Origin of the sequence: Sphingopyxis bauzanensis (assembly GCF_002205675.1) — a bacterium.
GTDB lineage: Bacteria > Pseudomonadota > Alphaproteobacteria > Sphingomonadales > Sphingomonadaceae > Sphingopyxis > Sphingopyxis bauzanensis.
Window position 1 is genome coordinate 1,278,312 of sequence record NZ_NISK01000001.1, and the last position, 11,664, is coordinate 1,289,975.

Annotated in this window: 11 protein-coding genes; 4 read left to right on the forward strand and 7 right to left on the reverse strand. The window is 63.8% G+C overall.

Annotated features, from left to right (window positions below):
* Positions 1-142: 142 nt before the first annotated feature.
* From CDQ92_RS06240 to CDQ92_RS06260, 5 genes are read right to left on the reverse strand one after another with little or no spacing between them, the layout of a single operon-like run.
* Entirely contained in the window at positions 143-1,795 is a 1,653-nt protein-coding gene (locus tag CDQ92_RS06240) for a cisplatin damage response ATP-dependent DNA ligase (protein WP_088440427.1), read from the reverse strand.
* A complete protein-coding gene (locus CDQ92_RS06245) occupies positions 1,792-2,805 on the reverse strand; it encodes a ligase-associated DNA damage response exonuclease (protein ID WP_088440428.1) in 1,014 nt (337 codons plus the stop codon). Before CDQ92_RS06245 ends, CDQ92_RS06240 begins: the two co-directional genes overlap by 4 nt.
* A complete protein-coding gene (locus CDQ92_RS06250) occupies positions 2,805-4,232 on the reverse strand; it encodes a UdgX family uracil-DNA binding protein (protein ID WP_088440429.1) in 1,428 nt (475 codons plus the stop codon). Before CDQ92_RS06250 ends, CDQ92_RS06245 begins: the two co-directional genes overlap by 1 nt.
* Positions 4,229-5,479, reverse strand: coding sequence for a putative DNA modification/repair radical SAM protein (locus CDQ92_RS06255; RefSeq protein WP_088440430.1), 1,251 nt, complete (start codon positions 5,477-5,479; stop codon positions 4,229-4,231). Before CDQ92_RS06255 ends, CDQ92_RS06250 begins: the two co-directional genes overlap by 4 nt.
* 50 nt (positions 5,480-5,529) lie before the next feature.
* Positions 5,530-7,014 carry a sensor histidine kinase gene (locus tag CDQ92_RS06260; protein ID WP_229667251.1) on the reverse strand — a complete coding sequence of 495 codons (1,485 nt, stop codon included), beginning with the start codon at positions 7,012-7,014 and terminating at the stop codon, positions 5,530-5,532.
* 252 nt (positions 7,015-7,266) lie between these two features.
* Here CDQ92_RS06260 and CDQ92_RS06265 point away from each other — a divergent pair, with 252 nt between their 5' ends.
* Positions 7,267-8,061: a response regulator gene (locus CDQ92_RS06265; protein ID WP_088440432.1), complete on the forward strand. Its 795-nt coding sequence runs from the start codon at positions 7,267-7,269 to the stop codon at positions 8,059-8,061.
* Positions 8,062-8,067: 6 nt separating this feature from the next.
* On the opposite strand, the gene CDQ92_RS06270 is transcribed toward CDQ92_RS06265, so the two are convergent.
* The gene (locus tag CDQ92_RS06270; RefSeq protein WP_088440433.1) at positions 8,068-8,697 is read right to left on the reverse strand and encodes a sigma-70 family RNA polymerase sigma factor; all 630 of its coding nucleotides are present in this window, start codon (positions 8,695-8,697) and stop codon (positions 8,068-8,070) included.
* Positions 8,698-8,809: 112 nt separating this feature from the next.
* Positions 8,810-9,229: a BLUF domain-containing protein gene (locus CDQ92_RS06275; RefSeq protein WP_088440434.1), complete on the reverse strand. Its 420-nt coding sequence runs from the start codon at positions 9,227-9,229 to the stop codon at positions 8,810-8,812.
* 172 nt (positions 9,230-9,401) lie between these two features.
* Here CDQ92_RS06275 and CDQ92_RS06280 point away from each other — a divergent pair, with 172 nt between their 5' ends.
* The 3 genes from CDQ92_RS06280 (at position 9,402) to CDQ92_RS06290 (ending at position 11,645) form a co-directional block, all read left to right on the forward strand.
* A complete protein-coding gene (locus tag CDQ92_RS06280; RefSeq protein WP_088440435.1) occupies positions 9,402-9,656 on the forward strand; it encodes a NepR family anti-sigma factor in 255 nt (84 codons plus the stop codon).
* Entirely contained in the window at positions 9,656-10,285 is a 630-nt protein-coding gene (locus tag CDQ92_RS06285; RefSeq protein ID WP_088440436.1) for a sigma-70 family RNA polymerase sigma factor, read from the forward strand. The genes CDQ92_RS06280 and CDQ92_RS06285 overlap by 1 nt, the downstream gene beginning before the upstream one ends.
* Positions 10,286-10,472: 187 nt before the next feature.
* Positions 10,473-11,645 (forward strand): PQQ-dependent sugar dehydrogenase, encoded by a 1,173-nt coding sequence (locus CDQ92_RS06290; RefSeq protein WP_088440437.1) that lies wholly within the window; start codon positions 10,473-10,475, stop codon positions 11,643-11,645.
* Positions 11,646-11,664: the final 19 nt, after the last annotated feature.

Here is an 11,664-nt window from a genome sequence, read left to right on the forward strand (position 1 = left end):
ACCTTGGTCCGGCTCTTGCCGGACCTTTAGTCAAACGAGGTGGCGGCCAACGGTATTGCGCAATGCCGATGGCCCCCACCCGCTGCAACTTGGCAGCGAGCTGCCAAGTTTCGCTGCCCTCCCATGAAGGGGGGGGATGGAGCTACGTCACCATCGCTTGCAAAGTCGCAATCCGGTCAGCCTCCTCCGCCGGTTTATCGCGGCGGATGCGCGCGATGCGCGGGAAGCGCATCGCCAACCCCGACTTGTGGCGCTTCGATGCATGAATCGAATCGAAGGCGACTTCGAGCACCAGCGACTTTTCGACCTCGCGGACCGGGCCGAAGCGACCCACCGTGTAGTCGCGGACGAACTTGTCGAGCCATTTCAACTCCTCGTCGGTGAACCCCGAATAGGCTTTGCCCACCGGCAGCAGCTCGCCATCGTCGCTCCAGCAGCCGAAGGTATAGTCCGAATAGAAGCTTGCGCGGCGACCGTTGCCGCGCTGCGCGTACATCATCACGCAATCGGCGGTGAGCGGGTCGCGCTTCCATTTATACCATAGTCCGGCGCGCCGCCCCGCGATATACGGCGCATCGCGGCGCTTGAGCATCACCCCCTCGATCGCCGCATCGCGCGCGCCCGCACGGCGTTCGCCGAGGTCGTCGAAATCGGCCGCCTCGATCACCTGCGACAGGTCGAAATGGCTGTCGGCAAGCCGCGGGACGAAGGCTTCCAATTGCCGCCGCCGCTCGGTCCACGGCAAGGGGCGCAGGTCGTTGCCGTCGACCGCGAGCAGATCATAGACGCGGACGAATGCCGGATAGTCGGCGAGCATCTTCTTCGACACTGTCTTGCGTCCAAGCCGTTGCTGCAGCGCGTTAAAACTCGCAGCCTCGCCGCCCTGCGCATCCCCGCGGACCAGCAGTTCGCCGTCGATCACCGCATCCTGATCGAAGGCTGCGACCAGCTCGGGAAAGGCCGCGCTGATCTCTTCGCCGCCGCGGCTGTAGATACGCGTCTGGCCGCCACCATGGACGATCTGGACGCGGATGCCGTCCCATTTCCATTCGGCGGCGTAGTCGGCGAGATCGACGGTCGCGTCCTCGAGTGGATGCGCGAGCATGAAGGGGCGGAAGAAGGCGACATCGGCGAGGTCGGGGCGTTCGGCCTGCCCCTCGCCCCATGCGAACAGCAGCGTATAGGGCGGCGGAATCGCGTGCCACAGCTCCTCGACGTCGTCGACGGGCACGTCGAATGCCTGCGCAAACGCCTGCTTCGCCAGCCGCGCCGACACCCCGACGCGCATCCCACCGAGCGCGAGCTTGAGGAGTGCGTAGCGCCCGTCTGCGTCGAGGCGATCGAGGAGGGACGCCAGGATCGCGGGGGCGGTGGCGCGGGTGGCGGATGAGAGGGCTTCGACGGCCTGCGAAACCGTCAATCCCCCCTCCCCTTCAGGGGAGGGGCTGGGGGTAGGGTCGTCGGCGTCGCGCTGCCCTGCGACCCCCACCCCAACCCCTCCCCTGAAGGGGAGGGGCGTATTCGGTTCCGGCCACAGCAGCGCCGCAGTCTCCGCCGTATCACCGACAAAATGCCGGGACAGGCGGAACAATTCCTCATCGACCCGCGTCGCCAGCAATGTCCGCACCATCGCCGATTTCACCGCTGGGAAATCGAAGCTCTCGGTCAGCGCTGCAATCACCCAACCGCGATCGGGATCAGGGGTGTGCTTCAGATAATCGGCGATCAGCGCCAGTTTGCTGTTGCGCGAGCGAGTGTAGATCAGCCGATCGATCAGGGCGGCGAAGGCTTTCACGCCTCCTCTTCCAGATCGCGGCCGACCAGATGCAGTGCGCGCGCGTTGCGTTGGTGCAATTCGCACCAGCGCAGCAAGCCGTCCTCGCTGCCATGGGTGATCCATGTCTCTCTGGGGTTCACCGCCGAGATCGTCGATGTCAGCTCGTCCCAGTCGGCATGGTCCGAAATCACCAGCGGCAGTTCGACCATCCGCTGCCGCGCGCGCTGGCGCACGCGCATCCACCCCGAAGCCATCGCCGTGACCGGATCGGGCAATCGCCGCGACCAGCGGTCATTCAGCGCCGAGGGCGGTGCGACTATGATCTGCCCCGTCATGTCGGCTTTGTCGGTTTCGCCGACCAGCCGCAGTTCACCCAGATCGACGCCGTGCGCGGCATAGAGCGCGCACATTTTTTCCATCGCGCCGTGGATATAGATCGGTGCGTCCCATCCGGCGGCGCGGATCTCTGCCATCACCCGCTGCGCCTTGCCCAGCGCGTAGGCGCCGACCAGCACACAGCGATCGGGCTCGGCGCGCACCGCGCCGATCAGCTTGGCGATCTCTTGGCTTGTCGGCGGATGGCGAAACACCGGCAGGCCGAACGTCGCCTCGGTGATGAAGATATCGCAAGCCACGACCTCGAACGGCGCGCAGGTTGGGTCGGGGCGCCGCTTGTAGTCGCCGGTGATGACGATCCGTTCCCCCGCATATTCCATCAAAATCTGCGCGCTGCCCAGCACATGTCCGGCGGGATGAAAGCTGAAGCGCACTCCGCCGCGCTCGAAGCCATCGCCATAACCACACGCCTGATTACGGCTGGCCTCGACATCGACGCCGTAGCGCAGTGCCATGATCGCCAGCGTTTCGGGGGTCGCGAACACCGCGCCATGGCCGCTGCGCGCATGGTCGGCATGGCCGTGGGTGACCGCGGCGCGTTCGACGGGGCGCGACGGATCGATCCACAGGTCGGCGGGCTTCACATAAAGCCCGTGAGGATGCGGTTCGAGCCAGGGCTTGCCCTTTGCCATCAGGCGGCGAGCTCTCGCACATGCGCCAGATCGGCGACGAACGCCGCGCGCTCTTCAGCGGCGCGTGCCCGGTCGGGCAGCCGCAGCAGAAAAGAGGGATGGATCGTCGCGACCAGCCTGGTGCCTCCGGCAAGTTCATGCACCGCGCCGCGCATCGACGTGACGCTCATGCTCTTGCCCGTCACGCCGCGCAGCGCGCTGGCGCCCAGCGTGACGATCAGTTCGGGCTGGACCAGCGCGCGCTCCTTGTCGAGCCACCAGCGGCAGATGTCGATTTCACCGGTCGTCGGATTCTGATGCAACCGCCGCTTGCCGCGCGGCTCGAACTTGAAATGCTTGACCGCGTTGGTGAGGAACAGCCGCTGCCGATCGAGCTCCGCTTCCTCCAGCGCCTCGTTCAACACCTGCCCCGCGGGGCCGACGAACGGCCGGCCTTCCAGATCCTCGCGGTCACCCGGCTGCTCACCGACCAGCATGACACGCGCCGCCGCCGGACCTTCGCCAACCACCCCCTGCGTCGCGTTGCAATGCAGTGGGCAGCGCGTGCAGCCACCAACGGCGCGGGCGAGGTCGTCCAGCGTGTCGATGTCGTCAGTCAGGGCCAAGGCTTCGGGCATGCTGGTTCGCCATTTGTCGGTTTGCGGGTTCGCAAGCGAAACGGCGGTCGCGCGCATCCGTTCCACCCGCGCCGCGGCGCCCGCGAGCATCGGCGCGATATCCTGCGCCTCGGGCAAGTTCTTCCAGTATTTCTTCGGCATTTCGGCACGCATCGCAGCGATCTTGACCCGCGCGGGGTTGAAGATCGCGCCATAATAGGTGCGCCACTGATCCTCGACGACGTCGCTATCGGGTACCTCGTCCTTTGTCCCGCCCGCTCCATAGGTCAGCGTTTCGTCATGCCAGATCGCCCGCGCATTGGGGGTCACGATCGCCCAGTCCATGCCGTAAAAACGTCGCCGAAAGAAAGGCGCGGTCAGCCGCAGGATGCGATGGTCGGGTTCGAACCACGCGGCAAACCGCTCGCGCCCAGCATCCTCCCCTAACCGCCGAAAGCGCACAAAGGCGTGCATCTTATGAATGTCGCGGCGGATCGCTTTATCGGTCTTGCTGAGCCAGTCGATATCGGGATCGGATCGCCGCGCCAGCAGCTGCCGGTCGCGCAGCGCGCGCCAGACGATGCGATAGAGCCGTGCGGGCACGTTGGCATCGCTATGACAGATCACCCGGTCGGCCATGGCGAGCAGTTCGCGCGGCAGCGACACCGCAGCGCCCGATGCAGACGGTGCATCGTCGCCGAACAGCGACGCGCCTTCTTCAGCGCCACGCCAGCTCACATCCTCGGGCGCTACACCGCCCGCGAGCAGCCCCCGCGCCGCATCGCGCCATTCGGCGAAATCGCCGGGCCGGGCGAGCACGACCTCCCTCATAGCGCCAGCGACAATTGCTCCGCGGGCGGGGCGAAGCGTGCGCGCAGGCTGGCACTGTCGGTCAGCGGCCCCGGCCGCCAGTCGGGCGTGTGGATGAACGGCAGCAGTTTCTTCACCGACGCAGTCAGCTTTGCCAGGTCGCCGATCCGCAGCTTGCCGGTCCGCCGCACCGCCACAATCCGGTCGACCGCGCGTGTTCCCAGCCCCGGCACCCGCAGCAGCAGTTCGCGCGGGGCGCGGTTGATGTCGACAGGGAAAATGTCGCGCCGCATCAGCGCCCAGGCAAGCTTGGGATCGATGCTCAAATCGAGCATCCCGCCGCTCGCTCCCTCCATGATTTCGGCGCGCTGAAAGCCGTAGAAGCGCAGCAGCCAGTCGGCTTGGTAAAGGCGGTGTTCGCGCATCAGTGGCGGTCGTACCGGCGGCAAATCGCTGCTCGCGTCGGGGATCGGACTGTACGCCGAATAATAGACGCGGCGAAGGTGGTAGCCCGAATAAAGATTGGTTGCGGTTGCGAGGATATCATCGTCACGCGAAGCGTCGGCGCCGATGATCATCTGCGTCGATTGCCCCGCGGGCGCAAAGCGAGGCGGTTTCGCTTTTTTGAGCAAGCGCCCTTTGGCAGCCTCGATCGCATCGTCGGCGCCAACGCGTACCGATGCCATCGTTTTGCGAATTGTTTCGGGTTTTTTCTCGGGTGCGAAGCTCTGCAATCCAGCCTCGGTCGGCAGTTCGACATTGGTCGACAGCCGGTCGGCGTAGAGCCCGGCGCGGGCGATCAGTTCGGGCGCCGCCCCGGCAATCGTCTTGAGGTGGATATAGCCGCCAAACCGATGCTCCTCGCGCAGAATGCGCGCCACTTCGACCAGCTGCTCCATCGTATAATCTTCGGAGCGGATGATCCCCGACGACAGGAACAGCCCCTCGATATAATTGCGCTTGTAGAAGTCGAGCGTCAGCCGGACGACCTCTTGCGGATTGAACCGCGCCCGCGGCACATTGCTCGACGCGCGATTGATGCAGAAGCGACAATCGTAAATGCAGAAGTTCGTGAGCAAAATCTTGAGCAGCGAAATGCAGCGCCCGTCGGGCGCATAGCTGTGGCAAATACCCATACCCCCGGTCGATCCGATGCCCTTGGTGCCGGTCGAATCGCGCTTCACCGTTCCCGACGACGCGCATGAGGCGTCATATTTGGCGGCATCGGCCAATATGCTGAGTTTTTCGAGAATCGGTTTTCCGGACATTTCCTATACATAGCATAAGAACATAGCAGGAACAAACCACTCTGGCGCGGTCAGGCGTCGCGCCACCGCGCGGGCAAGGTGATGTCGAGGATCAACCCGGTCGGTTCCCAACGCCGCTCGATCGTCCCGCCCAGATTGTTGCGGACACTGCGCTCCATCAACAGGGTGCCAAAGCTGGTTTTTTCGGGCGGACCGATGGGGCCGTGATTGCCGGTTTCGTTCCAGGTCAACCGGAACAACCGCGGATCGCTGCCCTCCGGATCCTGGGTCCATTGAATGTCGACGTCCCCCGCGGCGCCCGACAGCGCGCCATGCTTGACCGCGTTGGTCGCCAGTTCGTTGAACACCAGCGCCATCGCGACCAGCGCATTTTCGGGGAGCAGCAGGTCGGGGCCAGACCAGCGAATGCGCGGAAAGGCCGCCTCGACCTCGCGCAGCAGCGCGTGCATCGACCCGGTCATGAAGTTCGCGCCGAGCAGGACATTCTGGGCGCGATTGAGCGCGTCGAGTCGACCGGTGATCCGCTCGACATAATCGTCGACATCGGTCGCCGCATGGCGGGTCAGCGAGATGATGGCGCTGACCGTGGCGAACAAATTGCGCATCCGGTGGTGCAATTCGCGCATCAACAGATTGGCGTTTTCCTGGCGGCTTTTCTGTTCGGTGATGTCGATGCTGATCCCGGTCAGGATCGCGTCGGTCGTGTTCACGTCCCAGTCGGCGCGGACCGCGATCCAGCGCACCCCGCGTTCGGGATGCTGGATCCGATATTCGGTTGCATAATGCGTGCCGCTCTCGACCGATCCACCCAGCACGCTGCGCACCATGTCGCGGTCGTCGGGAAGCAGTCGCTCGTAAAAGCCGTCGATATCGGCCAGCGCGGTATCAAAGTCCGCTCCCCAAAGCTCGGCAGCCGCGCCGCCCCAATTGATCGATCCGGTTCGCGCGTCATAGCGCCACGTCGCGATGCCCGAAAAGTCGAGCGCGCGCTCCAGCGTCTGCCGCGCCTCGTCGCGTTCGGCAACGATGCGCCGCAGGTCGGCCTCGGCCATGATGATCGCGGCGAAATCCTCGAGCCGTTCCAGTTCGCGCTCGACCAGCACCGGCCGCTCCTTGCGATCGATCACGCATAGGGTGCCCAATATGGTCCCGTTATAGGCGCGCAGCGGTACGCCGGCGTAAAAACGAATGAACGGATCGCCGGTGACCAACGGATTGTCGCGAAAGCGCTCGTCACCCAGCACATCGACGATGACCACCGGCTTGTCTTCGGCGATCACATATTGGCAAAAACTGATGTCGCGCGGCGTTTCAGAGACGTCGAGGCCGTAAGAGGATTTGAACCACTGGCGGCAGTCGTCGACCAGCGAGACCAGCGAGACCAGCGCGATCGGCGCGTCATACAGGTCGGCGACCATCTTGGTGACGCGGTCGAACGCCTCCTCCGGGCCGGTGTCGAGTATCCGATATTCGCGAAGCGTATCGAGGCGCAGGCGTTCGGCCTGTTCCGAACCTGCATAACCTCCGTCCGCCAACTGATGCCCCTCACGTCCTCCGGATCCTGCGGGCCGCTCTGCCATGAATATGGTCCCTAAAAAAGTCTGTTTGCCATCGGATCAGGAAAGCGGCGTAATTCCACTGACTTACCGATAGCGCGAAGGCGTCCCGGCTGACTCTACGCATCGCACGATGACAAGTTGCAGCGCTTCGTCGCGCATTTTTGATTCAATTTTGCGGAACCGTCGCGCGCGCGGACGCGTATGACGGGTCAAAGCGGGAGGTAATATATGCCATTGGGTGAAGAGCTTCGCGGACATTTGCCGTATCTGCGCCGTTACGCGCGCGCGCTGACCGGCAGCCAGCAACATGGCGACAATTTTGTGCATACGACACTGGAAGTCATCGTGGCCGCGCCTGACGAATTCAGCGCCGGCAATGGCACCCGCATCGACCTGTACCGCAATTTCCACCGCATCTGGGAAAGCGCCTACATCGATGATGGCGAAGGCAGTGACGACGGTGAAGATCCCTTCGTGCGTGCAGCAAACAAAAAGCTGGCGCAGATCACACCCTTGGGCCGTCAGATATTGCTGTTGACCGCCCTGGAAGGCTTTTCGGTCGGCGAAGCGTCGATCATCACCGGGACCGATGGCGAGACGGTCGAAACTTTGCTCGCCGAAGCGGTGGCGGACCTCGACCGCGAATCTTGTACGTCGGTGCTGATTATCGAAGACGAGCCGCTGATCGCGATGGAACTCGAACAGATCGTCCGTGACCTTGGCCATAGCGTCGCAGGCGTCGCCACCACGCACGCCGACGCGGTCGCCGCCTTCGAATCAACCGATGCCGGGCTGGTTCTGGCCGATATTCAGCTCGCCGACGGGTCGTCGGGGATCGACGCGGTACAGGATATTTTGGCGATCGCGCCGGTACCCGCGATCTTCATCACCGCCTTTCCCGAACGGCTGCTGACCGGCGGACGGGTCGAGCCGACCTTCCTGATCTCGAAACCGTTCCGCGAGAATACAGTGCGCGCAGCGATCAGCCAGAGCCTGCTGTTTACGCCCCAGCTGGCGGCGTAACCGGGGCTATTCGCGGCCGGGACCGTTTGCGGTCAGATAGTCGACGTCGTCCATGATCGAGCGGAACACTTCGCTCGACGCGAGTTCGTCGCTACTGCGCCGCGGCATAGTGCCGCTCTCGAGGATCGTCTGCAGCGCTGCGCGCGCGCGCGACACGCGGCTTTTCATGGTCCCCACCGCGCAGTCGCAGATCGCGGCGCCTTCCTCATAGGATAATTGTCCGGCCCCGATCAGCACCAGCGCTTCGCGCTGGTCGACGGGCAGCATCAACAATGCGCGCTGAACATCGGCCAGATGCAGGCTGTCATCCTGGTCATCGGGGGCGACGAGCAGCCGTTCGGCGGCGAGTTCGTCATATTCGGCGGTGAATTTCTTGCGCCGCATCTGCGACAGGAAACAATTACGCAGGATAACGAACGCCCAGCTTTTCATGCTGGCCGGACCCGGCACATATTGCGCGCGCGCCTTCCACGCCTTGAGCATCGTTTCCTGAACGAGATCGTCGGCTAGGTCGGCGTTGCCGCAGAGGCTGCGCCCAAAAGCGCGCAGATGCGGCAGCATCGCCGCCAACTCCTGTTTAAAGCTGGCATCGTCGAGCGGTTCAGCGCCGGGCGCTTGGGGCGTTATATCGTTGATACTATAGCCTTGTTTTTAGGGACAACGATCAATTGGCAGATCAGGCTTAGCGCGTCGTGCGGCCGATGCAAACCGGAACCGCGGCACCGGCCGAAAAAGCGGCGGGCAGCCGTCAATCGCCGAGCGCGCCAGAAGGGCGCGTGCGGCGTCCCAGCGCAATGAAATTTTCCATCATCAAAGTATCCTGCGGGTCCAGACGTCCGCTGCCCGCCAAACGCGACAAGGCGTCGTCATGGCCGCGGAACTGGGGATCATAGAGCATTGTCCATTCGGCGAAGGCGCGTTCCGCGATTTCGCGGCGACGGATTTCCACCATCCCGCTATGCCGCGGATCGCTGCGGATCACCGCCAGACAGGCATCGACCTTGTCCGCCGGACCTTCAAGCAGTTGCAGAAAATTATGACCGTTGAAAATCAGCGCGCCGGTGAGCGCGTCACGTTGATTGTTGCGGCGCGCCTGAACCAGAAGGGCGGCAATATCCTGTTCGCCGATCAACGGATCGGCAACGCTTATATAGATGACGGAAAGCAAGCGACGTTCTCCAGCCTTCCGCCATGCAGCAAAGGCAAAGTATAACCCCTCGCCGCAAGCCTGGTCGCCTACGCGGCACCTCGAATAGGGCCGCTGTGGCATCTTGGCAACGGTTTCGTCGCAAAAAACGCAAAGGTCGGGAACCAGCGGCGCTTTTCGTCGTTGCTCCGACATGGCTACGCAAGGCAACAACAGGTCGAACGGCACGGGCACCCCGCCCCCGGGGGCTGATGCGCCAAATCGCAAGCAGGGCAGCTTTCCCGGCACCGACAGCGACGAATGGCATCGCACGCTAACGGGTCGTCAGGCGCCCGAACCCGTCAGCGCAAAGCTGCGCATGATCTATGGCAACATCGTTTCCGAACAATTGCCCGATCATATGCTCGACCTCTTGTCGCAACTCGATCAGAAAAGCTCGAAGCAATAATGTCGGGGCCCGCTCCGGCGTCGCAAAACGGCGACAGCCTGTCCGATACCGAATTCAAGGCATTGCTCGCCGCGGTCATCCCGCATTTGCGCGCTTATGGCCGCAGTCTGTCGGGCAGCCCCGATCTCGCCGACGATTTGACGCAGGACACGATGGTCAAGGCTTGGGCGTCGCGCGATCGGTTCGAACGCGGCACATCGATCAAGGCGTGGACCTTTGTCATCCTGCGCAACACTTTCCTGTCGCAGATGCGCCGCAACAAGTTTGTTGGCGAATATGACGAAACCGCGGTCGAACGCACGATGTCGACCCCCGCCAGTCAAGAAGACAGCGGAGAAATGGCCGATCTGCAACGCGGGCTGATGGAATTGCCGCAAGACCAGCGCGAGGCGCTAATCCTTGTCGGTGCCGGCGGCATGTCCTATGAGGAAGCCGCGAGTATCTGCGACTGCGCGCTCGGCACGATGAAAAGCCGCGTGTCGCGCGCCCGCGCTGCGCTCGAAGAGATTATGAACAGCGGTCAATTCTCGCAAAAGCGCGCCGATGCGCCGCCCGCGAGCGAGGCAGTCGATGCGATCATGGACAGCGTCGAGATCATCACCGCGCGGCGTGAGGCGGCCAGCCGCTGATCCCGAGCTTAGGCTTGCATTGCCGTTCGCGCTGAGCTTGTCAAAGCACCGTCCTTCTTCCTGCGGCGCCCGAAGGAAAAGACAGCCTTTCGACAAGCGCAGGGGAAACGGATTTTGGGTACTCGACTTTGCCGCGTCGCGGCGCCAGATTGGCGCATCTTTCCCCCAGCATAGCGAGCTTCTTTCCATGAAATCATTGCCGCTCCTCGCCCTTGCCGCGGCGCTTGCCGCGGGCGCCTGCTCCGCCAGCACGACGTCGAGCAAAGCCGCCGATCCTGCGGCGCTCGACGCCTCGGGTGAGCACCCGGCGACGCCGGTCACCGATGCGCCATTCACCGTGCAAGAAGTTGCGAGCTTCAACGAACCCTGGGCAATGACCTTTGTCCCCGGCACGCGCGCTGCGCTGATCACCGAAAAGGCGGGCAAGCTGAAGCTGTGGCAAGAAAACGGCCCGACGCTCGACGTCGCGGGCGTGCCGACGGTGGCCTATGGCGGTCAGGGCGGCTTGGGCGATGTCATCGTCGCTCCCGATTTCGCGACCAGCGGCACGGTATACCTGAGCTGGGCCGAAGCGGGAGAAGGCGATACGGCGGGTGCCGTCGTCGGCATGGCAAAGCTGGTTCAAGGCGCCACACCCCGGCTGGAGGGGCTCAAGGCGATCTGGACGCAGTCGCCCAAGGTCACCGGGCGCGGCCATTATTCGCACCGCCTCGCCTTCTCGCCCGACGGGCAATATCTGTTCATCGGCTCGGGCGACCGGCAAAAGATGGAGCCGGCGCAGGACATGAGCGGCACGCTCGGCAAGATCGTCCGGCTGAGGCCCGACGGCAGTGTCCCGACCGACAATCCGTTCGTGGCGCAGGGCGGCGTCACCGCCCAGATCTGGTCGCTGGGCCACCGCAATATTCTCGGCCTGACCTTTGACGGCGCGGGGAAGCTGTGGAACCAGGAAATGGGACCGCGCCATGGCGACGAGATCAACCTGGTCGAGCGCGGAGCCAATCATGGCTGGCCGCTCGTGTCGAACGGCGACCATTATAATGGCAGCGCGATCCCCGATCACCCGACGCGGCCCGAATTTGCGGCACCGAAGCTGTGGTGGAATCCCGCGGTCTCGCCCGGCGGCCTCGCCTGGTACGGCGGCGACCTTTATCGCGGCTGGAAGAACAGCCTGCTGATGGGCGCCCTTTCGGGCGAAGGCCTGGTTCGCGCCAGCATCAATGGCGACAGGTTGAGCAAGGCCGATCGCTGGGACTTCGGCACCCGCATCCGCGAGGTCGAGGTGCGCGATGACGGCTCCGTGTGGCTGCTGACCGATGGCGAGAATGGCAAGCTGGTGAAGCTGGTTCCAAAGAAGTGAAGCAAGCCGCATAGCTGTG

Excerpts from the sequence above, each read along its gene's own strand:
- CDQ92_RS06245 (WP_088440428.1), bottom strand. The coding sequence starts at position 2,805 with ATGGCAAAGGGCAAGCCCTGGCTCGAACCGCATCCTCACGGGCTTTAT.
- CDQ92_RS06250 (WP_088440429.1), bottom strand. The coding sequence starts at position 4,232 with ATGAGGGAGGTCGTGCTCGCCCGGCCCGGCGATTTCGCCGAATGGCGC.
- CDQ92_RS06255 (WP_088440430.1), bottom strand. The coding sequence starts at position 5,479 with ATGTCCGGAAAACCGATTCTCGAAAAACTCAGCATATTGGCCGATGCC.
- CDQ92_RS06265 (WP_088440432.1), top strand. The coding sequence starts at position 7,267 with ATGCCATTGGGTGAAGAGCTTCGCGGACATTTGCCGTATCTGCGCCGT.
- CDQ92_RS06280 (WP_088440435.1), top strand. The coding sequence starts at position 9,402 with ATGGCTACGCAAGGCAACAACAGGTCGAACGGCACGGGCACCCCGCCC.
- CDQ92_RS06285 (WP_088440436.1), top strand. The coding sequence starts at position 9,656 with ATGTCGGGGCCCGCTCCGGCGTCGCAAAACGGCGACAGCCTGTCCGAT.
- CDQ92_RS06290 (WP_088440437.1), top strand. The coding sequence starts at position 10,473 with ATGAAATCATTGCCGCTCCTCGCCCTTGCCGCGGCGCTTGCCGCGGGC.